The 23,091-nt window shown below is 40.7% G+C and carries 24 protein-coding genes and 3 pseudogenes; 23 read left to right on the forward strand and 4 right to left on the reverse strand.

The genetic code is table 11. The features are described from left to right. Nucleotides 1–2 precede the first annotated feature (2 nt). The 19 genes and pseudogenes from EFK13_RS05110 (at nt 3) to EFK13_RS05195 (ending at nt 15,997) form a co-directional block, all read left to right on the forward strand. Complete coding sequence (locus EFK13_RS05110; RefSeq protein WP_129506295.1) at nt 3–710, forward strand: hypothetical protein; 708 nt, start codon at nt 3–5, stop codon at nt 708–710. 348 nt (nt 711–1,058) lie between these two features. Beyond that, nucleotides 1,059–2,954 (forward strand): serine/threonine protein kinase PrkA, encoded by a 1,896-nt coding sequence (gene prkA, locus EFK13_RS05115; RefSeq protein ID WP_119997303.1) that lies wholly within the window; start codon nt 1,059–1,061, stop codon nt 2,952–2,954. Between the two features lie 179 nt (nt 2,955–3,133). Further along, complete coding sequence (gene yhbH / locus EFK13_RS05120) at nt 3,134–4,312, forward strand: sporulation protein YhbH (RefSeq protein ID WP_129506294.1); 1,179 nt, start codon at nt 3,134–3,136, stop codon at nt 4,310–4,312. Between the two features lie 159 nt (nt 4,313–4,471). Continuing rightward, entirely contained in the window at nt 4,472–4,936 is a 465-nt protein-coding gene (locus EFK13_RS05125) for a MarR family transcriptional regulator (protein WP_064813608.1), read from the forward strand. 35 nt (nt 4,937–4,971) lie between these two features. Continuing rightward, on the forward strand, nt 4,972–5,637 hold the full coding sequence (locus EFK13_RS05130; RefSeq protein ID WP_075744955.1) for an HlyD family secretion protein: 666 nt from the start codon (nt 4,972–4,974) through the stop codon (nt 5,635–5,637). A gap of 40 nt (nt 5,638–5,677) precedes the next feature. Then, nucleotides 5,678–7,282, forward strand: a complete 1,605-nt coding sequence (locus tag EFK13_RS05135) for an MFS transporter (protein WP_129506293.1) — start codon at nt 5,678–5,680, stop codon at nt 7,280–7,282. 22 nt (nt 7,283–7,304) lie between these two features. After that, on the forward strand, nt 7,305–7,835 hold the full coding sequence (locus EFK13_RS05140) for an NAD(P)H-dependent oxidoreductase (RefSeq protein WP_064813605.1): 531 nt from the start codon (nt 7,305–7,307) through the stop codon (nt 7,833–7,835). A 12-nt stretch (nt 7,836–7,847) separates the two neighbouring features. Then, nucleotides 7,848–8,222 (forward strand): hypothetical protein, encoded by a 375-nt coding sequence (locus EFK13_RS05145; protein ID WP_248894267.1) that lies wholly within the window; start codon nt 7,848–7,850, stop codon nt 8,220–8,222. Between the two features lie 335 nt (nt 8,223–8,557). Beyond that, on the forward strand, nt 8,558–8,905 hold the full coding sequence (locus EFK13_RS05150; protein ID WP_129506290.1) for a hypothetical protein: 348 nt from the start codon (nt 8,558–8,560) through the stop codon (nt 8,903–8,905). A 67-nt stretch (nt 8,906–8,972) separates the two neighbouring features. Continuing rightward, nucleotides 8,973–9,611, forward strand: a complete 639-nt coding sequence (locus EFK13_RS05155; protein WP_129506289.1) for a DUF5819 family protein — start codon at nt 8,973–8,975, stop codon at nt 9,609–9,611. An 18-nt stretch (nt 9,612–9,629) separates the two neighbouring features. Next, nucleotides 9,630–10,565, forward strand: coding sequence for an HTTM domain-containing protein (locus tag EFK13_RS05160; RefSeq protein ID WP_129506288.1), 936 nt, complete (start codon nt 9,630–9,632; stop codon nt 10,563–10,565). A 46-nt stretch (nt 10,566–10,611) separates the two neighbouring features. Continuing rightward, the gene (locus tag EFK13_RS05165) at nt 10,612–11,787 is read left to right on the forward strand and encodes a transglutaminase-like domain-containing protein (protein ID WP_129506287.1); all 1,176 of its coding nucleotides are present in this window, start codon (nt 10,612–10,614) and stop codon (nt 11,785–11,787) included. Nucleotides 11,788–11,899: 112 nt separating this feature from the next. After that, nucleotides 11,900–12,147: pseudogene (locus EFK13_RS05170) on the forward strand (hypothetical protein); the annotation flags it as partial. Further along, nucleotides 12,134–12,291 (forward strand): annotated as a pseudogene (locus EFK13_RS21205) (hypothetical protein); the annotation flags it as partial. The pseudogenes EFK13_RS05170 and EFK13_RS21205, both read left to right, overlap by 14 nt. A gap of 9 nt (nt 12,292–12,300) precedes the next feature. Then, nucleotides 12,301–13,065 (forward strand): hypothetical protein, encoded by a 765-nt coding sequence (locus tag EFK13_RS05175; protein ID WP_129506286.1) that lies wholly within the window; start codon nt 12,301–12,303, stop codon nt 13,063–13,065. Nucleotides 13,066–13,067: 2 nt separating this feature from the next. Beyond that, nucleotides 13,068–13,433 carry a GntR family transcriptional regulator gene (locus tag EFK13_RS05180; RefSeq protein WP_129506285.1) on the forward strand — a complete coding sequence of 122 codons (366 nt, stop codon included), beginning with the start codon at nt 13,068–13,070 and terminating at the stop codon, nt 13,431–13,433. Between the two features lies 1 nt (nt 13,434). Beyond that, a complete protein-coding gene (locus EFK13_RS05185; protein ID WP_129506284.1) occupies nt 13,435–14,133 on the forward strand; it encodes an ABC transporter ATP-binding protein in 699 nt (232 codons plus the stop codon). Nucleotides 14,134–14,145: 12 nt separating this feature from the next. Then, complete coding sequence (locus tag EFK13_RS05190; protein WP_129506283.1) at nt 14,146–15,063, forward strand: ABC transporter ATP-binding protein; 918 nt, start codon at nt 14,146–14,148, stop codon at nt 15,061–15,063. Continuing rightward, nucleotides 15,056–15,997: an ABC transporter permease gene (locus tag EFK13_RS05195; protein ID WP_129506282.1), complete on the forward strand. Its 942-nt coding sequence runs from the start codon at nt 15,056–15,058 to the stop codon at nt 15,995–15,997. Before EFK13_RS05190 ends, EFK13_RS05195 begins: the two co-directional genes overlap by 8 nt. A 90-nt stretch (nt 15,998–16,087) precedes the next feature. On the opposite strand, the gene cspB is transcribed toward EFK13_RS05195, so the two are convergent. Further along, nucleotides 16,088–16,291, reverse strand: a complete 204-nt coding sequence (gene cspB / locus EFK13_RS05200; RefSeq protein ID WP_003224086.1) for a cold shock-like protein CspB — start codon at nt 16,289–16,291, stop codon at nt 16,088–16,090. 428 nt (nt 16,292–16,719) lie between these two features. Between cspB and EFK13_RS05205 the strand changes: the two genes are divergently transcribed. Further along, nucleotides 16,720–17,544 (forward strand): MetQ/NlpA family ABC transporter substrate-binding protein, encoded by an 825-nt coding sequence (locus EFK13_RS05205; RefSeq protein WP_129506281.1) that lies wholly within the window; start codon nt 16,720–16,722, stop codon nt 17,542–17,544. A gap of 8 nt (nt 17,545–17,552) precedes the next feature. Here the strand turns inward: EFK13_RS05205 and dgcK are convergent, their stop codons facing one another. Next, the gene (gene dgcK, locus EFK13_RS05210; protein ID WP_129506280.1) at nt 17,553–18,632 is read right to left on the reverse strand and encodes a diguanylate cyclase DgcK; all 1,080 of its coding nucleotides are present in this window, start codon (nt 18,630–18,632) and stop codon (nt 17,553–17,555) included. Nucleotides 18,633–18,804: 172 nt separating this feature from the next. On the opposite strand from dgcK, the gene tcyP reads away from it, so the two are divergent. Then, the gene (gene tcyP, locus EFK13_RS05215) at nt 18,805–20,196 is read left to right on the forward strand and encodes an L-cystine transporter TcyP (RefSeq protein WP_129506279.1); all 1,392 of its coding nucleotides are present in this window, start codon (nt 18,805–18,807) and stop codon (nt 20,194–20,196) included. Between the two features lie 44 nt (nt 20,197–20,240). Here the strand turns inward: tcyP and EFK13_RS05220 are convergent, their stop codons facing one another. Then, complete coding sequence (locus tag EFK13_RS05220) at nt 20,241–20,684, reverse strand: hypothetical protein (protein ID WP_129506278.1); 444 nt, start codon at nt 20,682–20,684, stop codon at nt 20,241–20,243. 149 nt (nt 20,685–20,833) lie between these two features. Between EFK13_RS05220 and EFK13_RS05225 the strand changes: the two genes are divergently transcribed. Next, a complete protein-coding gene (locus EFK13_RS05225) occupies nt 20,834–21,418 on the forward strand; it encodes a YhcN/YlaJ family sporulation lipoprotein (RefSeq protein WP_129506277.1) in 585 nt (194 codons plus the stop codon). 120 nt (nt 21,419–21,538) lie between these two features. Continuing rightward, nucleotides 21,539–22,507, forward strand: a pseudogene (locus EFK13_RS05230) (gluzincin family metallopeptidase). On the opposite strand, the gene EFK13_RS05235 reads toward EFK13_RS05230, so the two are convergent. Then, nucleotides 22,439–23,089 (reverse strand): spore coat protein, encoded by a 651-nt coding sequence (locus EFK13_RS05235; protein WP_129506276.1) that lies wholly within the window; start codon nt 23,087–23,089, stop codon nt 22,439–22,441. The pseudogene EFK13_RS05230 and the gene EFK13_RS05235 overlap by 69 nt on opposite strands. Between the last annotated feature and the right edge of the window lie 2 nt (nt 23,090–23,091).

The raw sequence follows: 23,091 nt of genomic DNA on the forward strand, positions 1-23,091 counted from the left end.
TAATGGAGACAACAAAACTGGGAAATTTAAAATTATATGGCGCCGGATACGCTGCGGGAGGCGCGTATCACCATGTCAGTATCAAGGGTGAAGGTGTGGTCGGTGAAGGGCTGTCTGCCGCGGGCTGCCGCATTTTCGGAACGGGCCTTTTTCTCGGAAAAGCAGAAACTGAGCGGCTGCGTGTGTTCGGAGAAAGTGAGTTTAAAAGCAATCTTACATCCGGCAGAATCAATATTTACGGCACAATGAAGGTCAGCGGCTCACTTCAATTTGATCGATTCAATCTGAAGGGCCTGGCTGAAATATGCGGGAATATGACTGGAGAATCGTGCGATGTGAAAGGGAAGCTTAGCGTTAAAGGCGACTGTGAAACGGAAATGTTCCATGTTACAGGCTGCGTTGATGTATCAGGTTTATTAAATGCGGGTGATGTTAAGCTTGGATTGAGCCATGATGTAAGCTATGTGCGTGAAATCGGCGGAACAATAATAACAGTGAAAAGACGCGCGGGCTTGTTTAAACGGAAGAAAGTAAAGCTGATCGCCGATCTCATTGAAGGAGATCAGGTTTATTTGGAGAATACAGAAGCGGCAGTTGTCAGAGGAAAAGAAGTGATTATCGGGCCGGGGTGCAGCATCGGAACGATTGAATACAAAAACAAATGCGAATGTAATCAGCATTCAAAGATTAATGAAACAAACAAGATATAAAACATTGTTCTGTTATAAAAGAGGGTGCTCTCATTAGGAGCACCCTTTTTATTCTTTCCCCGGCTTGCTTTCGTACCCTGCGGTAAAAATTGATACTAAAAAAGTGACAATGACACCCATCATGATGATTGTTTTCACCGTCTCTCCCCCTCTTCAATTTTTCCGTGCTGCCCGAGTCTGGATGATTTTGTATTTTTCTTTATTATGAACGGTCGCAGTCTGCCTTGTCAACGCTGTATAAGTATCTTTATTTTTAAGAAACCAAAGCATGTATCACGAGATGGCGGCATAGATTGTATCAAAGTACCTTATTTGCATAGCGCAACAAACATGATGGAGGAGGTCCTTATGGATATATTAAAGAAAATTGAACAGTACAGAGAGGAAGAGCAGCGGCTGAAATGGGAAGGTACATTCGCCGATTATTTGGAGATTATTAAAGAAAATCCAATGGTCGCGCAATCTGCTCATTCTCGTGTTTTTAATATGATAAAAGACAGCGGGATAGAGGAGATCGACGGACGCAAGAAGTACAGTTTTTTTGACCGTGAGCTGTTCGGGCTTGAGGAATCTCTGGAGCGTCTTGTGGAGGAGTATTTTCATCCGGCCGCGAAACGGCTTGATGTCAGAAAGCGGATTCTATTGCTGATGGGGCCTGTTAGCGGCGGTAAATCCACGCTGGTCACGATGCTTAAAAAAGGTCTCGAAGCGTACACCCTGACGGATAATGGCGCTGTATATGCGATTAAAGGCTGCCCAATGCACGAAGACCCTCTACATTTAATCCCCCATCATTTACGTGAGGACTTTTACAGAGAATACGGCATTAGAATAGAAGGAAGTCTTTCTCCTTTAAATGTCATGAGGCTGGAGGAAGAGTACGGAGGAAGAATTGAGGATGTGAGGGTGGAGCGCATCTTCTTTTCAGAAGATAAGCGTACGGGAATTGGAACATTCAGTCCGTCTGATCCGAAGTCTCAGGATATTGCCGATTTGACGGGAAGTATTGATTTCTCAACAATCGCCGAGTACGGTTCGGAATCAGATCCGCGCGCATATCGGTTTGATGGCGAGCTGAATAAAGCGAACCGCGGAATGATGGAGTTTCAAGAGATGCTGAAATGTGATGAGAAGTTTCTCTGGCATTTGCTTTCATTGACACAGGAAGGGAATTTTAAAGCGGGGCGATTTGCGTTAATTTCTGCTGATGAGCTGATCGTTGCTCACACGAATGAAACGGAGTATCGCTCATTTATTTCTAATAAGAAGAATGAAGCCCTGCACTCAAGAATTATTGTGATGCCTGTCCCTTATAATTTAAAAGTGTCTGAGGAAGAGAGGATTTATGAAAAAATGATCGCAGAAAGCGATGTGGCGGATGTTCATATTGCCCCGCATACGCTGAAGGTCGCTGCGATGTTCTCGATTCTTACCCGATTAAAAGAACCGAAGCGGTCGGATATTGATCTGGTCAAGAAAATGAGACTGTATGATGGGGAAAGTGTGGAAGGATATAATTCTGTCGACGTTGAGGATATGAAAAAAGAATACAATGATGAAGGCATGAGCGGCATTGATCCGCGGTACGTGATCAACCGGATTTCTTCAACGATTATCAGGAAAAATATGGAGTCGATTAATTCTCTTGATGTTCTTCGTTCCTTAAAAGAAGGTCTTGATCAGCACCCTTCGATTTCTAGCGAGGACAGGGAGCGGTATTTGAATTTTATTTCTGCCGCCCGCAAGGAATATGACGACATTGCGAAAAAGGAAGTTCAAAAAGCGTTTGTATATTCGTATGAAGAATCAGCTAAAACACTTATGGACAATTACCTCGACAACGTAGAGGCCTACTGCAATAAAAACAAGCTTCGTGATCCTTTGACAGGAGAAGAAATGAATCCTGACGAAAAGCTGATGAGATCAATCGAAGAGCAGATCGGCATTTCGGAAAACGCCAAAAAAGCGTTCCGCGAAGAAATCTTAATCCGCATTTCGGCCTATGCGAGAAAAGGCAAGCGGTTTGATTACAATTCTCATGAAAGACTGCGTGAAGCCATTCAGAAAAAGCTGTTTGCTGATCTGAAGGATGTCGTTAAAATTACGACTTCAACAAAAACGCCGGATGAGCAGCAGCTGAAAAAGGTAAATGAAGTCGTGGCCCGTTTAATTGATGAGCACGGCTACAACTCGACGAGCGCCAATGAGCTGCTGAAATATGTCGGCAGCCTGCTGAACCGATAAGCAACGTGACCCGTCCGAATAGGGCGGGTTATTTTGTCCCATTTTCTAAATAGTTTGTCAATTAACCGTGCTTTTGTGCATATGATGAATATAAATCTTTTCGAAAGACTTGTTTCATAATCTGGCACAAGCCGGAATACGTATGTATCACGACCACAAATGGTTAAGGAGGGGAATTCATGTCCCAAAATGACAGCGGCCATTTTTTAATTTCTGAGGAAAACTGGTCCCTCCATCGCAAAGGCTTCGATGACCAGCAGCGCCACCAGAAAAAAGTTCAGGAAGCGATCAAAAACAATCTTCCGGACCTCGTGACCGAGGAAAGCATTATTATGTCTAATGGAAAAGATGTAGTGAAGATTCCAATCCGTTCACTGGATGAGTATAAAATCCGTTATAACTATGATAAAAATAAACATGTAGGGCAGGGAGAAGGCGACAGCCAGGTTGGAGATATTGTGGCCCGGGATGGATCCGACAAGAAACAGGGGCCTGGAAAAGGGCAAGGCGCCGGTGATCAGGCGGGCGAAGATTATTATGAAGCAGAAGTTTCATTAATGGATTTAGAAGAAGCGCTTTTTAAGGAATTAGAACTTCCGAATCTCCAGCAAAAAGAGCGGGACAATATCATTCATACAGATATTGAATTTAATGATATCCGTAAAACAGGGTTAACCGGTAATATTGATAAGAAAAGAACGATGATGTCGGCTTTTAAGCGAAACGCGATGTCAGGGAAGCCGTCGTTCTATCCGATTTACCCGGAGGATCTGAAATATAAGACGTGGAATGACATAACAAAACCCGAGTCAAAAGCCGTCGTATTAGCAATGATGGATACAAGCGGCAGTATGGGTGTCTGGGAAAAATACATGGCCAGAAGCTTCTTTTTCTGGATGACCCGGTTTTTGCGGACGAAATATGAGACTGTAGAAATTGAATTTATTGCCCATCATACAGAAGCAAAAGTCGTATCGGAAGAGGACTTCTTTTCGAAGGGAGAAAGCGGCGGAACCATCTGTTCTTCAGTTTACCGAAAGTCGCTTGAGCTGATTGATGAAAAGTACAATCCCGCCCGCTATAATATTTATCCATTTCATTTTTCTGACGGTGACAACCTGACATCTGACAACGCGCGCTGTGTGAAGCTGGTCAATGATATTATGAAGAAAGCGAATCTATTCTGTTACGGCGAGGTCAATCAGTATAACAGGCATTCAACGTTAATGTCCGCATACAAAAATGTGAAAGACGAGAAATTTAAGTACTATATTTTAAAACAGAAATCTGATGTATTTCAGGCTCTGAAGAACTTTTTCAGAAATGAAGAGTCTGGCGTAAGCCATCAATATTCGTAATGAGAAGCCCATTCCAGGGCTTTTTTTTATTTAAAAAAAGCAAGAAAACGTTTGCGAAAAAAATACGGGAAAAAAAGAAATTTTTCCTTTGACAAATCTTCTTTCATTTATTAATATTTTATCTTGTGAACTATTATTGAGGAATGAGGTGAAAAGGAGTTGACTGAATCAGAACGTGCTTTGCTCACTTTTGAACAGCTCTTCGATACGTCTCGGGCGATTTATAAAAAACAGAAGAAGATATTGGAGATTGTGCTTGAGCCTTTTGATATTACAGTCCTTCAATATTTGCTGATGTTTAAAATTCATCAAAGCGGAAGCACGCCGCTAAGCAAGCTGGCGATGTCGCTTGATCTTAAGCCCGCTTCTGTGACGCGGATGACAGATATCCTGTATAAGCGCCAATTGATGAATCGGTATGACAGTCCGGATGACCGCCGTATCGTTATGATTCAGTTAACCGAAGAGGGGGAAGAACTATTAAACAACGCCGCTGTGAACTATGCAAAAATGGGGGCGAGCTTGTATCAAAAGCTTGATACATCCCAGCTTCAATATTTGCGTAAGCTTGCCGGAAGCCTGTCAAAGCTGGCTGAAGGATGCTCAGAAAAAAGCGGTAATTAAAAACTTCCCACATATTTTCACCAGCTTTCCGCAAAATGATAGAGGATGAAACGAAAGGAGAAAACAAAATGAACAGAGGACGTTTAATTCTGACCAACATTATCGGTTTGATTGTTGTTCTTGCAATTATAGGCGGAGGTGCTTATTACTATTATCAAAGCACAAACTTTGTAAAAACAGACGAAGCGAAAGTAGCCGGCGATATGGCTGCTATCACAGCTCCAGCAGCTGGTAAAGTTTCTGACTGGGATCTTGAAGAAGGAAAAACAGTTAAAAAAGGCGACACAGTAGCAAAAATCAAAGGTGAACAATCTGTTGACGTAAAATCCATCATGGACGGAACGATTGTGAAAAACGAAGTGAAAAACGGTCAAACAGTACAGGCTGGCACAACTATTGCACAAACAATTGACATGGATCACCTTTACATCACTGCAAATATTAAAGAAACAGAAATTGCTGATATTGAAAATGGCGACAAAGTAGACATCGTGGTTGACGGAGATCCTGATACTACATTTGACGGTACAGTAGAAGAAATCGGATATGCGACAAACTCAACTTTTGATATGCTTCCATCTTCTAACTCAAGCGGTAACTACACAAAAGTAACACAAAAAGTTCCTGTTAAAATTTCTATTAGCAACCCATCTTCAAAAGTGCTTCCTGGTATGAACGCAACTGTTAAAATTTCTGAATAAAACAGGTCAGTCATCAAACCATGAAAGGAGGTTGTCTTAGATGGCTACAGGCAAAGAAAATAATGCAAAAAGCCCTATGACATTGCTGTTTGTGCTAATGGCGGGGCTGTTTCTGGCAATACTTAACCAAACGCTGCTTAACGTTGCAATGCCGCACTTAATGACTGAATTTGGTGTAAGTGCAACGACGATTCAGTGGCTCACAACAGGTTACATGCTTGTTAACGGCGTTTTGATTCCGTTATCTGCCTTCCTGATTACACGGTTTGGCCAACGGAGTCTCTTTCTCGTCGCCATGTTCTGTTTTACGCTCGGTACGTTAGTCTGCGGTATCGCACCTAACTTCTCTACAATGCTGATCGGACGTTTGATTCAGGCCGTGGGCGGAGGAATCTTGCAGCCGCTCGTTATGACAACCATTCTGTTAATCTTCCCGCCTGAAAGCAGGGGGAAAGGAATGGGGATCTTCGGACTTGCGATGATGTTTGCTCCGGCGGTCGGTCCGACTCTTTCCGGATGGATCATTGAGCATTACACATGGCGCATTATGTTTTACGGACTTGTGCCGATTGGCGCAATTGTAATTATCGTGGCTTTCTTCATCTTTAAAAATCTGGTGGAGCCGCAAAAAATCAAACTCGATACGCTTGGAGCGATTCTTTCGATTGTCGGATTCGCCTCCTTATTATACGGAGTCAGTGAAGCGGGATCTGACGGCTGGACTGACCCGATTGTCCTGTCTACAGTTATTATAGGTGTCATTGCGATCGTTGCTTTTGTTATTCAGCAATTGCGTCATGATGATCCGATGCTTGATTTCAGAGTGTTTAAATACGACATTTTCTCACTTTCAAGTGTCATTAACATCGTTATTACTGTAGCACTATACACTGGTATGTTCCTGCTGCCGATTTATCTTCAAAACCTGGTCGGCTTTACGGCTCTTCAATCCGGTTTGCTTCTGCTTCCGGGTGCGATCGTCATGCTGATCATGTCACCGATCTCCGGTATTTTGTTTGATAAATTCGGTCCGAGACCGCTTGCGATTATCGGGCTTCTCGTGACAGTGGTGACAACATATCAATATACGCAATTAACGATTGATACACCATATACATTGATCATGCTGATCTATTCAGTCCGTGCATTCGGTATGTCACTCTTAATGATGCCGGTTATGACAGCGGGTATGAACCAGCTTCCTGCCCGCCTGAACAGCCACGGTACGGCGATGAGCAACACGCTTCGCCAAATCAGCGGATCAATCGGTACAAGTTTAATTACGACAATTTATACAAACCGTACGACGTTCCATTATTCACAAATTGCAGATAAAACAAGCACGGCGGACCCGAACTTCCTCCATGCATTCCAAAATGCAGTTACGAATTTAATGGTGAATATGAACATGTCTTATGACACAGCGAAAACGTATGTTTTCTCTCATCTTTACAAACATGCGTCGCTTGATTCAAACGTGATGGGGATTAATGATGCCTTTATGTGGGCAACTATATTCTGTGTGTTTGGCTTGATTCTGGCTCTATTCCTGCGTGATGTCAGAAAAGATAAAGCGCGTGCGGAGAAAAAGAAACAAGAGGAGCTTTCATTGCTTCCGGCTCCTAAAGAAGTGAAGGAATCTTAATCTGTACAGGGAGGTTTCCTGAATGAAAATTTATGTAGTGTATGACAGTGAAGGTGAACATACTAAGGTTCTTGCAGAAGCGATTGCTGAAGGTGCAAGAGAAAACGAAGCGGCTGAGGTATTGATCGACCATGTTGATCAAGCGGATATCCGCAAGCTGAAAGATATGGATGCGATTATTTGGGGATGCCCGGGGCATTTCGGAACAATCAGCTCCGGTCTTAAAGCTTGGATCGACAGACTTGGCTACTTATGGGCTGAAGGCGAACTGATCAACAAAGTCGGTGCTGTTTTCTGCACAACGGCAACAACACACGGCGGCTTGGAAATGACAATGCACAACTTAATCACGCCGATGTTCCACCAAGGCATGATCGTTGTCGGCCTGCCTGGAAACGTACCTGAAAACGCACTGTACGGCTCTTATTACGGAGCGGGTGTCACTTGTCCGGTTGACAGTGATGAGTTAATGTCCGAGGAAGGTATTCAGCTTGGACGCGCTTTAGGAAGACGCGTCAGCCAAGTCACAGGAAACCTAACATCAGGACAGTAAGGAGAGGTTGAAATGGCCATTATTATAGCAATTATTGCTGCTGTTATTGTCATTGCGGCTCTTATTACATTCAACGTCCGCAACGCCTCTCCTGGGCCCGAGAAGCAAGAAACAACCGAAAGAATCGCCCCTCCAGAAGAGGATAAAAACGAAGCGCAATACCCTGCTGAAGCAAGGGCTGCCGAGCATTCGCCAGCCGTTGTGAACAACGATTCTCCAAAAGAGAAACGAAACACAATGGGTGATGATATTTACAGGCAGGCGCTGCAAAAGTTTAAGCATTCTGATGAAGATCAGGCAGAAGAAGAGGTCACTGAGGAAAGTGACAAAATGCAGGACAGCAGCTATCGTGATGCGCTGCTCTCCATGAAAAATAAGAAGAAGTAATGAAAAGGCAAATCCGTTTACTCATGGCGGATTTGCCTTTTTTGCTGTTTATATGTTTTTTTATCAAATAAATCTATGGAAATACTATTTTAGACTTTGATCCAGTACTATTGTTACTCATCATGCACTGAAAAAGCATGGGGAGAATTTCAGCAATATTGTCCACAGAACTTTTGTTTTAACAACCGAATAATTAACAAAGTAAATTTATGGATTTTGGTTTTTAGATATTTGAGAAAAATCAATTATGTTAAATTTACCATATATGGTAATATATAAATTAACATCATGTTTAATACAAATTATAATTATTTTTACAGAAAGGAGGAGTGAATATGAAAAAAATAGTAATAACTATTAGTCTAATTCTGATTTGTGCATTTGTTGGTGTATCCTCAGTTTCTGCTTCAACAGTTGAACCAATTGAACGGGTGAACTTTGAAAATGCAAAAGAATCATCTGAAATGAAACCAGAGTACCTACCTGCACTTGCTGCAATTGGACAAGCTGCCAGAGTAGCTGAAGCTGGAGTAAAAGCAGCCGGTCAAGTAGCTAAGTGGGGATCAGCAGCCTTTGGTGCAGGGTTTTTAGGGGCCGCAGGAGCAGATGCATATAAAAAAGCTACAGGATCATCGTCAAATTCTGAGTATGTACCAGAAGACGCAGAAGTATTATTCGACTGATCTGAAAATGTAGAACATAAAAAGGAGCCTCCACCTCAGTAGTGAGGTTCCTTTTAAGGAGGGGGGAATGTTAAAAATGAAAAAAGTTTTCTTTATTGTGGTATGTATTTTATTTGTTTTTCATTTTTCGGTAACTGCTTTTTATGTTCTTCCATTTAATCCAATTAAAAATAAACTTAATGCTCATATAATTTCATATATGCATCCGTTTTTCGCGCAAAACTGGCAACTTTTTGCTCCCAACCCTTTATCCAGGGATACATACGTTAATATCCAAGTGCGAGATAAGAACGGTAAAGAATCTGAATGGATTGATATTTCAACTCCATTATACGATGCAAATCATAAAAATAGACTTTCACCTGTAAATACTTTAGTAAGACTTGGAACAGGTGCTTATATGCAAACAGTAAATGAAAATGAGCTAATGAATAAAATTGAATTAAAAAAATCGATGAAGAATCGAAATTCAGAGAGTCAGAAAAATAAAGCTAAAGAATTAACAGATCATCAGAAAGACGGCATACAAATGTTATATAACCTTGGGCAACATTATGCAAAAATCTATTTTAAAAACCAAGATATAGAAGAGCTGAGAGTTAGAGTGTTAAGAATAGAACCTATACCGTTTTCAAAGCGAAACAATCAAGATTATGAAAGAAAACAAACTTATATTACATATGATTGGGAGAAAGACTATAGTTAAAAGAAGCGGGGGATAGTATTGTTATTTAAAAAAATTATGGTGCTAGCTTCGAATAAAAAGTCTTTGATTGGAGCAAGTTTTTTAAGAATAGGGTTTGGTTTAATCATTTTATATACATATGCTATAAACTATCGACAGAGACATTTTATATGGGGACCAAACGGAGTATCTCAAACAGAATATTCAGAGCAACTAAAGCCTTTTACTTTATATAGTTTAGGAGATTCTCTAATTTATTTTGAGATAACATTTCATTTAGGCATTTTAGCGGCCGCTTTTTTTACAGTTGGTTACAAAACTAGAATTGTTACCATCCTCAATTTTATATTTCTCTATTCAATAGACCAGCAAAATTCTGTGATTTTAGATGGTGGAGACAATATTATGGCAATCACTTTAATTTATATGTTTTTTATGAAAACTAATCATTATCTGTCTATAGATAAAATATTAGAAAAAGAGGAGAGATTTAGTAATAACTTTTACTTAAGTGTTATTCATAACTTTGGAGTTTTAGCTATAATTGTACAGTTATGTATATTATATCTCAACTCATCTTTATATAAAGTAATGGGAGAGCTTTGGCAAAATGGTACTGCAATATACTATATTTTACAAGTCCAAGAGTTTAACTTGCCTTGGATAAGTGATATTATGATCTCATCTGATTTTTTAATAGTTTTCTCTACATATTTCACTATTCTTTTGCAGGTAGCATTTCCTTTCTTGCTATTTAATAAGGTAACAAAGTATATAGCACTTATTTTACTTGTCGCTTTACACCTAGGAATTGCCGTAGTGATGGGATTGATAACCTTCTCTCTAACTATAATCATGATAGATACAATACTTATTAGCGACAAAGATTACAAGAAAATTTATATTTATATTAGAAATAAAATAAAGCGGCCATCAAAAGAAGAAGTAATACTCCCTGCTTCAAAAACGATTTAGTGGAATAAAATATAATGAATATATTAATGGAGGCAAATGAGATTAAATGAGGAAAAAACCGATTGTTGTCGATTACCTTTATAAAAACTCCTTAGATCAAACAATAGAACTTTGGCTCCCTATTCCTGAAGGATTGGACCCCTCAACATTAAAACCATCCCAACTACATAGATTGCCTACTGGTGAAAATCTAGGTTACTTTATTCTACATAAAAATGACACGTTACATTTACGATATACTCAAGAATGGTATCCTGCGAAAGGGGAGACGATACCTTTAAGTAAGGAAGAGGAAGCATACTATTTAAGAGATACGGTTCTTTCACCTGTTAATGAAGAAACTTTAGATCTTGCACGGAATATTACAAGTGGGTTAAACAGTAAAAGAGATCAAGCAAAAGCGATTTTTCGATATATTGTTACCAATTTTAAGTATAAGTATCCTCCTAAGAGCAGAGGGGTAAAATCCTTCCTTCGATTTAAAAATGGCGATTGCGCTGAGTTTTCCTTTTTATTTTCATCATTGTGCAGGTCCCTAGGAATCCCTACAAGAACTTTATTTGGAAGTTGGTCATTTGGAAAAATGAATGGTCATGCTTGGAATGAAATATACTTAGAGGATGAGGGGTGGATTGCTGTTGATGTAAGTATGGCTAATCTGCGAAAACATAATATACTAAGGTTTTTATATAGCGATTTACGGACTATGTGGTGGGAAAAATACTTTGGTAAAACAGAAGGACAGCGGGTTGTTTTCTCACGAGATAGCGAAATCAGACTCATGCCAGCATATGGCGCCAGCCAAAATAGATCCATAGCAATTGAACCTCTGCAGATTAATGATAGTGCCTTTTATTGGGGCCAGGAGTCCTTAGAGGGTACTGCTCCTTATCTTCAACCAGCGTATGTGAAGCTAGATACACAAAATCTCCTACCGGGCACATGTCTTGATGTGAAAAACCTTTTGGGTTTTTGGAAAGTAAAGGAAACTGGCTGGCGGGGGTTCTTAGCACAATCAAAGAAATATTTAGCAATTATAGGCCTAACTACAATGGGTATTACTTATATTTATGGTAATGGTTATCTTGAATTTGTATTTAAGTTTAGTTTTGTTGCCTTATTTACGTGTTTTGTTTTAAGGAGAGAGCGAGTATTTTTATTTAGTGTTTTTCTAGTTATTATGACTCTTTCTCTTTTATCTACAATATCTGAATTATTGTGAATATATAGTTATTATTTAATAATAACCTATAGAAAGAAGTATGAAGGTGCTTATATGACGGTGAATGTAAGGCATGAAGTCAGTTTATAAAATTTATTGTTCGTATTAATAAGAGGAAAAAAACGAAGCGCAATACCCTGCTGAAGCAAGGACTGCCGAGCATACGCCAGCCGTTGTGAACAACGATTCTCCAAAAGAGAAACGAAACACAATGGGTGATGATATTTACAGGCAGGCGCTGCAAAAGTTTAAGCATTCTGATGAAGATCAGGCAGAAGAAGAGGTCACTGAGGAAAGTGAAAAATGCAGGACAGCAACTATCGTGATGCGCTGCTCTCCATGAAAAATAAGAAGAAATAATGAAAAGGCAAATCCGTTTACTCATGGCGGATTTGCCTTTTTTGCTGTTTATATGTTTTTTTATCAAATAAATCCATGGGATATGTTGTATTTCATTTTGAACTAGTGTACTATGTTACTCATACACCGAAGAGGCTCCCGGGAGGTAAAGACATGGATTCTTTTTTAGGTCTATTAAAGAAAGATTTAAAGCTATCAAGAATATGGCTGCTAGTATGGATATGCGGGATCATTTTCTTATTGGTGACAGGCCATATCATAGCTTCTCGCACGAAAGAACCTCTTGTCATTTTTGGTTTTTTTGTTGCCGTTGCTTTTTTTCTGCTTTTCTTGTCCCCTGTTTTTGTGTTTTATCATCTGCATAAAGAAGGGAAATCACAGCTTTGGCTGTACAATCCAAATGGCGGTTTCTTGCTGCTTTCTTCTAAATTGTCAGCATCTTTGCTTTATCAATTTCTGATTCAATTGGCATTAACCGCTTACTGTATTTGGATTTATCATATGTTCTCTGTGAAAAACCTGCTGGAGCATCCTGTTGATATGACAAGTACAGTCGTTTTGCTGAATGTGTACGGACTTATTTCCTCGTTATATATGTCAGTAACAATAGTTGTCTTTTGGACTGTTTTTCATTCACTTAAGAATTGGCGCGGAATGCGATGGGCGGCAATGGGGATGCTGGCCGCAGTGTGGTGTTTCTTCGATGAATACATCATGAGCCCTTTGGTGGTTGCATCTCAAAAGCATTTTTGGCCTGTAACAGTCTATTGTAATTTTGATTTCAACTTCCATAATGTTTGGAGATTGGAATTAAAACCTATACACCTGTCCGTGCTTGGGTTTCCTATTGCGATTGTCATCACGATCGTGCTGCTCCTCATGGCTTCAAAATTGCTTGATCGTAAAGTAGAGGTGTGAATATGGACAATCAATTCCAATCCTCGAAACCGATTTATCTTCAGATCGCTGATCAGATCTTTTATCGGCTGGTCAGGAAGGAGCTGCTTCCAGGAGACAAGCTTCCTTCAGTAAGAGAAATGGCGATCCAAACCAAGGTAAATCCCAATACGATTCAAAGAACATACAGTGAGATGGAAAGGCTGGGTATTGTGGAAACAAGAAGAGGTCAAGGAACGTTTATTGCCGAGAAAGCAGAAATCGTAGATGAGCTGAAGGACAGGCTGACACGAGAAGTGATGGAAGGCTTTGTGAAACAAATGAAAGAGCTGGGGCTAACGAAAGAGGAAATGGTGGAAGGGATTAAAACGTTCACTGAGGGAGGTTAAAATGGAAATCACTTTAGAACATGTATCAAAAAAATACGGCCGCCACACTGCCGTCAATGATGTGTCGATCACCTTATCATCCGGACGGATTTACGGCCTGATCGGACCGAACGGCAGCGGCAAATCAACGACCTTAAAAATGATGGCCGGCCTGCTCTTCCCGACTTCAGGATTCGTGAGAGTGAATGAAAAGCCGGTTGCGAGGGATATGGTGCGTCATGCGGCTTATCTTACAGAGCTTGATATGTTTTATCCGCATTTCACTGTAATGGATATGGTGAATTTTTATCAGACGCAATTTCCTGATTTTCAAACAGAACAAGCTTATAAGCTGTTGAATGAGATGCAGCTTGACCCGAACAAAAAGATCAAAAAGCTATCAAAAGGAAATCGGGGAAGACTGAAAATCGTCCTAGCTTTGGCTAGGCGGGCGTCCGTCATCTTGCTTGATGAACCCTTTTCAGGGCTTGATCCGATGGTCAGGGACTCCATCGTAAACAGCCTGGTGTCGTACATCGATTTTGAGCAACAGATTGTCGTGATCGCGACGCATGAGATTGATGAAATTGAAACGTTGCTGGACGAAGTCATCATACTCGCAAATGGAGAAAAAGTTGAGCAGCGTGTTGTAGAAGAGATTCGTGAGCGGGAAGGCATGTCCGTGTTGCAATGGTTTAAATCAAAAATGGAAGTTTGCTAGAGGAGGAATTTGATGAAGACAGTATTGGAATTGAAAAATGTAACAAAAAACATCAGAGGCCGGACGATTATTGATCATCTGAGTTTTGCGATTCGCGAAGGCGAAGTATTCGGTTTTTTGGGGCCGAACGGAGCAGGGAAAACGACAACCATCAGAATGATGGTGGGGTTAATGAAATTGTCAAAAGGTGATGTGCTTATTTGCGGCCAATCAATTACGAAAGAGTATGCCAAGGCAATTAAGCATATTGGAGCTATTGTAGAGAATCCAGAGCTGTATAAATTCTTGAGCGGATATAAAAATCTGCAGCAATACGCAAGGATGGTCAAGGGTGTTACGAAGGAAAAAATTGATGAAGTCGTTGAGCTGGTCGGTTTAACAGACAGAATTCACGACAAGGTGAAAACGTACTCCCTTGGGATGAGACAGCGTCTTGGCTTGGCACAGTGTCTTCTGCATGATCCAAAAGTGCTGATCTTGGATGAACCGACAAACGGCCTTGATCCGGCGGGAATCAGAGAAATCAGAGATCATTTAAAGAAGCTGACGCGTGAAAGAGGAATGGCTGTCATCGTTTCAAGCCATCTGCTGTCAGAAATGGAACTGATGTGTGACCGAATTGCCATTCTGCAAAAAGGAAAGCTGATTGATATTCAAAATGTAAGAGATGAAATCACAGATGAGAACGATACATATTTCTTTCAGGTTGATCAGCCGAAAGAAGCCGTTTCTATTCTAAAGGAGTACGATGTGGTGAGCAAGACAAACGGTATAGAAGTCAAACTTGCTAAAGACGAAGTCCCTGCGGCCATTGAATTGCTGGTGATGCAGCAAATCCGCATTTATGAAGTCAAAGTAATGACAAAATCATTAGAGGACCGTTTCTTAGAAATGACTGGTGAAGCAAAAGAGGAGGTTCAACATGCTTAATTTGATTTATAATGAATGGATCAAAATTTTCAGCCGTGCCGGAACATGGGTGATGATCGGGATTCTTGGATTAACAATGGTTGGATATGCATTTCTGGCGAATCATTTTTCTAGTGATGAATCGAATCCCCATTGGAAACAAGAACTCCAAGCTGAAAACGCCGAGTTGAAGAAAGAAATGAAAGATAATTCTTCACTGAAAGGTGAATATGAAGAAAAAATCACACTTAACAACTATCGCATAGAGCATAACATCCCAGATGACACGGGCTATACTGTATGGTCTTATGTAACGGATTCAGCAGGTTTTACAATCCTTACTGGACTGTTTACCATTATTATCGCAGCCGGAATTGTCGCGAACGAATTTAATTGGGGAACCATTAAGCTGTTAATGATCCGCCCGCTCAACCGTTTTCAGATTTTGTTATCCAAATACATAACAGTTCTCTTGTTTGGATTCTTATTGCTGTTTATTTTATTTATGGGTTCTACTTTATTAGGAATGATCTTCTTCGGAACAGGCGGCGACACTGCCGCGAATGTTCATTTAATCTACAAGGATGGACACGTCTTTGAGCAAAATATGATGGGATACTTGGCAAAAACGTATCTCTCAGAATCGGTTGCGGCTTTAATGATCGCAACAATGGCATTTATGCTTTCGGCTGTTTTTAGAAACAGCTCACTTGCAGTAGGCTTTTCCATCTTTTTATTGGTTACGGGTATGACAGCCACTGCATTTATCGCAGCGAAATTTGACTGGGCAAAGTATATTTTATTTGCCAATGTTAATTTGATGCAATATGTTGAGGGGACACCATTAGTAGAAGGGATGACCATGACATTCTCCATTGTCATGCTGGTGGTTTACTTTATCATCTTCCTGCTGCTTGCTTTCGGGATCTTCATGAAACGGGATATTGCGAACTAATGAAAAAAGCTGTTTTGCTTAAGCAAAACAGCTTTTTGTCAAAATAAAAACTGCAGGTTTGCACCTGCAGTTTTTCATATCAATTTATGCTTACGCTTCTTTAGTAACGTTAGCAGCTTGTGGTCCGCGGTTTCCTTCAACGATTTCAAAAGAAACAGCTTGGCCTTCTTCTAAAGTTTTGAAGCCTTCGCCTTGAATAGCAGAGAAATGAACGAATACATCGTCTTGACCTTCTACTTCGATGAATCCGAAACCTTTTTCAGAGTTGAACCATTTTACTTTACCTTCTAACATGAAATTTCCTCCTAAAGCGATCATAACGCTTAAATTCACTATTCTTGCTCTTAACAAACTTCCAAGACGAAAACTCTTACAAAACTTTCTTCTTAAAGATAGTTCGAACAAAAATAATTACCTTTACTCTACCAGTAATCTTTAGAAAAAACAACTGCTAAATGAAACTTTTTTCTGAAAGTAGCATATTTATTTTTCAATTTGATATTTATTTACGGAAATTCATCTGCATTCTCGATATGTGATCATATGTTTGCCTTAGATATTCCTTCTTTTCGGGAAGAAAATGTAATAGGAATTGACAACTTTATTGGATATGAGTAAGGTAAAAGTTAACCAATATTACAAATGACAACGATTATCAACTAAGAGAGCGTATGTCTGATATTGCTTGCATGCTCTAATACATAGATAGGAGTATGGTCACAATGAAAAAGTGGCTTATATGCAGTTTTGTTCTTGTTTTTCTCGTTTCATTTACTGCGTGCTCACCGTCAGCAGAACATGAAACGATAAAAATCGGAATTGCTGAGTCTGACGAGGCAATATGGAACTATATTGCTAAAAAGGCTGAAGAGGCGGGGCTGGATATTCAGCTGATTCCTTTTTCTGATTATGCGGAGTCTGATATCGCGCTTGCCAACAAAGAAATTGATGCCAACGCCTTTCAAACCATTTCATATTTTCAGTCGTTCACTCAAAAATATAAACGTAAGCTGGCGCCGCTCGGTACGACATACATAACGCCTATGGGCATTTATTCAAAACGATATGACCGAATCCAAGATATACCGCGCGGAGCTGTCGTTTCTGTTCCGGATGCCGTGTTCGATTTTGGCAGGGCGCTTACGGTGCTTCAGGAGGCGGGTTTGCTAACGTTGAAAAACGGATTTAACGGAACAGGTTCAGTCGATATGATTAAAGATAATCCGAGACACCTCAAATTGAAAGCAGTCCCGCAACAGGACGCAGTGAGCGGCGCCGACGTGTTTGTCATGAAACCGTCTGAAGCAAAAAAAGCGGGACTTAACCCGAAAGAACATACTATAAAGAGCGGCGGGCACATGTGTAAGGAAGAAATGAATTTGATTGTGGTCAGAGCGGAGGATCAAGATCGGGAAGCGCTGCGAACCATTCTTGAGCTCTACCAAGCTGATGATACAGCGGCATTTATAGAAAAAGAGTATCAGGGGGATCTTGTCCCGGCTTTTCTGCCTATGAAACGTCTTTCAGATTGGAAGAATGAATTCTAACATTGAATTCATTCTTTTTTTTCTGAAAAACATACTTTGTTCCGCCCCGTTGCTTTCGCTTTGTACAGCATTTGATCGGCAAGAATCGGCAAAGATTCTGGATGTTCCTTATTATTGGGATAATGAGCGGCCCCCAGTGATATCGTAACAGACAGCTCTTCTCCGTTTGTTAATCTAATTGGAGCGTCACTGACAGTGCGTCTGATCCGTTCCGCTATCTGGATTGCTTTATCAAGCGTACAGTTCGGCAGGAGCACGGCAAATTCTTCACCGCCAATTCGTGCGGCAGGATCAGTATTTCGGATGCTCTGCCTCAGACGTGACCCCAGCTCTTTCAGCACCTGATCTCCTTCATGATGGCCGTATTGGTCATTGATGGTTTTAAAATGGTCGATATCCATATAAATCAGTGCGAATTGAAAATGCGAGGTATTAGCTGCCTGTTGATAAAGAGCTTGTGTGATTTCTTCAAATTTTCTTCGGTTATAAATGCCAGTTAAAAAGTCAAAGTGCGCCTGAAACTTGTATTGTTTAAAAAGAAGATGTGCATTTGTTTCATGCTCAATAATATATAAACTGAGCATGCCGCCAGCTATTGAGATAATCCAAAAATATAAGTGAAGTTGATATGAATGTAAATTTATAAAAAAATAAAAGGAAATGGAGATCAGACTATTTGTAATGATTAAAAGATAGAAAGCGTGTTTTAATTGAACTTTTTTTCTTCCGGAAACAATGAGTGACGGGATGGCAGCGAAACAAATGATTATAACCGAGTATATTGCAGATGTGTTCATCGTGATCAGCAATCGGCCTGCAGCGATCATCACCAAGGCCATTGCCGTTGAAACCCAGCCCCCATAAAGAGCGGCAATCATAATAGGGATATTTCGAAGATCAATGATTGAATGCTGGTGAATAAATCCAAAAACCATCAGAATAACCCCGAGTAAACCGCAGGCCAGTCCTTTAACAGCTTGGAAGGAGATGCTGTCTTTTTTATGTACTAACCTTTCTTTAAACAGGTGGGTGAAGAGATAATTAAATGTGATTAAAATGGTCAAGTTTACAAACAGTTCTTTCAGCAAATGTTATCACCCTTATATAAGGTACTAAAGATGGAAGGGAAAGAAAAGAACAAAAAAGGGATTATATAAGGTTTTTTTTACTTAAATGATAAGTTATTGTAATTCGCACTTGACCCATCGGAATTAGTGTAATATAGTAAATGAGAAAATTTGAAGGGAGAGTTTACCTGCTTTGGAGACTTTACTGGTTGTATTACATGTATTTATTTTATTTTTACTTATATTAGGGCTTTTTGTTATGCAGAAAAAACATGTTTCCTTCTCTAAACGTGTATTTACTGCGCTGGGGCTGGGGATTGTATTTGGATTTGCGCTTCAGCTGATTTACGGCCCGACTTCAAATATAGTCATTCAAACAGCCGACTGGTTCAATATTGCCGGGGGCGGATATGTCAAATTGCTGCAAATGGTTGTCATGCCGCTCGTCTTTATTTCGATTCTCGGCGCATTTACTAAGCTGAAACTGACAAAAAACCTCGGGAAAATCAGCGGATTGATTATTGGGATTTTAATTGCGACAACAGCTGTAGCGGCGGCTGTGGGTATCGCATCCGCGCTTTCTTTTGACCTGCAGGCGATTCAGGTTGACCAAGGGAATACAGAGCTTTCGCGGGGTCAGGAGCTTCAGCAGAAATCAGAAGATATGACAGCGAAAACGCTGCCGCAGCAAATTGTTGAACTGCTGCCTGGAAACCCGTTTTTAGATTTTACGGGAGCTAGACCGACTTCAACGATCGCAGTCGTTATTTTCGCCGCTTTCCTTGGAATGGCTTTCCTCGGCGTGAAGAATAAACAGCCGGAACAGGCAGAAACCTTTAAAAAAATGGTTGATGCCGTTTATGCCATTGTCATGCGTGTCGTCACCCTCATTTTGAGACTGACGCCTTATGGGGTGCTGGCCATTATGACAAAAACGATTGCCACGAGTGATATTGACAGTATTCTAAAATTAGGAATGTTTGTGGTTGCTTCATATGCAGCGTTAATCACAATGTTTATCATTCATTTGCTGCTCCTGACACTCAGCGGCTTGAATCCGATTATTTATTTGAAAAAGGCGCTGCCTGTACTTGTATTTGCGTTTACGTCACGGTCAAGCGCAGGTGCTTTGCCGCTGAATATTAAAACACAAAGAAGCATGGGTGTGCCGGAAGGAATCGCAAACTTTGCCGGTTCGTTCGGTCTTTCGATCGGCCAAAATGGATGTGCCGGCATTTATCCCGCGATGCTGGCGATGATGATTGCCCCGACTGTCGGCCAAAATCCGTTTGACCCGGTATTCATCATCACAGTTATCGCAGTCGTTGCCATCAGCTCATTCGGTGTTGCCGGAGTTGGCGGCGGAGCGACATTTGCGGCGCTTCTTGTTTTATCATCATTAAACATGCCTGTGGCGCTCGCCGGTTTATTAATCTCAATCGAACCGCTAATTGACATGGGGCGTACTGCTCTGAATGTCAGCGGAAGTATGACATCTGGTCTCATAACGAGTAAGGTCACGAAGGAAATGGATTCAGGGGTATTCAATGATCAATCCAGAGTGATCGAAGCTGAAGAAGCGTAACATATGAAAACGTGTAATCCATTTACTTGGATTACACGTTTTTTTTAACGGCCCGGTTCTAAGTCCTCCAGCATTTCCATCATGGTGTTGTCGTCCATGACATTCATTGCGCTTTGTTCGAATTGTATGGGTTCCGCATAATGCGGCTGTCTTTTTTTCGCGGCTGTTTCAGTTTGCCTTGATTGTGTCTGTGTATGCTGATGCTGTGTTTGCTGCTGTCCGGCATGCTGGTGCTGACGGCCATTTTGCCGTTGGCTTTGATTTTGCGAACGGTCCTGGTTATCACTGCCGCCAAGTGCTTGTTTGACCATGTTTCCTACATTAGAAGTATCAAACATGTTATTTTGAGAATTCCGTCTGTTCTTCATTTGTCCAGTGACAAATCCGCTGATTCTTTGGCGGATCTGAGGTGATAAAGCAGCAATAAGCATTGTTGACCCTATAATCAATGCTGCGGGGCTGATTCCTCTTCGTTGGTTGAACAACATGATCCCTCCTTTGTAGTGTATTCATATTTTCCCCCTCATTAGACAAATTAACCGTTTTATTTCCCGGGAAAGCATTTCCTTCAGATTTACTTGCATAATTAAAGCCAGTTAGAAAAACCTATAGGTAAAGTGATAAAGGAGGAATTCACATGCTTGGAAAAAAACAAGTCCTTGCGTCCATGCTTCTTATCCCTTTGCTTATGACTGGCTGCGGAATGGCCAATCAGGGTGAGGGCAGACGTGATAATTTAGAACCAGAAAATGTTAACTACCGCAATCCGGTGAACGATAATGGCACAAGAAATATTAACGATGCCAATGATAATCGTGACAATGTCGATAATAATGTAACTGACAATGTCAACAATAATGATAACGGCAACAAAAACGATAATGATAACCGTAAATTAGAAGTTGCTGACGACGCTGCCGATAAAATCACAGAGATGAAAGAAGTAAAACATGCAAATGTGATTGTTGCAGGAAATCAAGCGTATGTTGCGGTTGTATTAACAAATGGAAATAAAGAAGTTGGAAAAGATCTCAAAAAGAAAATTTCTGATAAAGTGAGAGACACTGATAAAAACATGGATAATGTTTATGTGTCTGCGAATCCTGATTTTGTGGACCGCATGCAGGGATATGGCGAGCGGATACAAAATGGCGATCCGATTGCAGGATTCTTCGATGAATTCAGTGAAACAGTGCAGCGTGTATTCCCGCAAGCTGAATAAATGAAAAAAAGCCGCATAATTTGTGCGGCTTTTTCTTTGCGTTAATGACACACCGTGAACTCAGGCTGCATAGAGTAAAAATAAAAGGTACAAGACGGACCGGCTCAGGGAGGGAGACGTTTGCGGGATGGCATAGGAAAGCGTGCGGCATCCGCTCTATTCCTGTGCGGAGTCCTTGTGATGCTGGCTGTAAGCTCGGCCATCGTATCAAGCACGATGTATATACTGTCTTTGCCAGGGCAGGCATCTGGTATAACAAAAGAACAAGTGACGAAGCACATGAAGAAAGAGTCATTCAAACAGGCCGATATTTATTACACTTCTAAGGAAAAGTCCTTACTGCCATTGACGAAAGAAACGCTTGAATATGCAGTCAGAATTAATCAGATTATGATTGGATATTCGAGTCAAAAGCCTATTGATATTATTTTTTTTCCTAACGAAAAACAGATGGAGGCTTACTCCGGTTTATTGGATGTAGTCGGTTTTTATTCTGAGCGGGAGCAGCTGATCGGATTGTTGCCTGAAGAGAAAAAGAAGCTTTTAGAAGGTGATGAGGTAGCGGTTTATTTGTACCAGAGATTGTTGATACATGAATACACTCACCATGCGTTTCACCAGAAATTGAAGGAGCTTGAAGCTGATCCTGATGAATTTCCGTTATGGTTTCACGAAGGATTAAGCGAGTGGATCGCGAACTATGAATTGCTCATAGATCCGATCTCGTTTTCTGTCGTGCCCTTTGACCGTTTGCAGACAGATCAAGACTGGCAGGAAGCACGAACCGAATATGACACAGATGTCTATTTGCAAAGCTTTTATATGATCAATGAGCTGACGGAAAAATACGGGAAAGACATTATTTCAGAAATGATAAAGGAAACGGCAAAAAAAGGAGACTTTAAAAAAGGATTTAAATCGGCAACAAAGGAAAGCCTTGATCAATTTGAAAAAGATTTTAAGAACACATTTGAAGAAAACAGGGCGGCATTGGATAGTATCTATCCAATGCCTTTTTGATTAATGAAGTCCTTGCTGGCCCATACCGCCTTGAGTTGGCGGCATTTGACCTTGTGCCGGAGCAAATGAATTTCTCAATTGTTCCATATCCTGTGCATCTAGCTGAGGAACTTGGTAATAGCCGTGCTTGTTTTGGTATAGGAAAATTTCAAAAGCCATTTCAACATACTGTTGAATTTGCGCGGACAGTACGCGTCTTACGGCTGGGTTTGTCATTTCCAGTGAAGCCATTGTCAGCATAGAAGCCTGTGCTTTAACAGCGCAAAGCATTTGTCGGCTAATAATACTGTCATCAATATCATTCATGGATTGAACCGGTTTTTTAGGTTGTGACGGCTGCATGCCGTAAACAGTCTGGTTGTCTTCCTTCATCATGTAAGTTGCTGTTTTTTGTGAAGGTTCGCTTCCTGTTTTGAAGCATTCTGCAGTTAAGTTATATTGAGACGTAATAAATTGATGTTGACGATCAAGGATGTTTAATAATTCCTGATCCTTACAAAATTGTCTCAGCATCATAAACTGATCAAGCACAGTAAGTGTTCCGGAAAGCACCTCGTGCATATCAAACATTTCATGTCCGCCGTGGTTTTTATGCGGTTTGCCAGGGATGCCTTTGTTCATTTGGGATTGCTGCTGATTTAACTGATCCAAAC

The sequence above is a fragment of the Bacillus cabrialesii genome (assembly GCF_004124315.2).
GTDB classification, from domain to species: Bacteria; Bacillota; Bacilli; order Bacillales; family Bacillaceae; genus Bacillus; species Bacillus cabrialesii.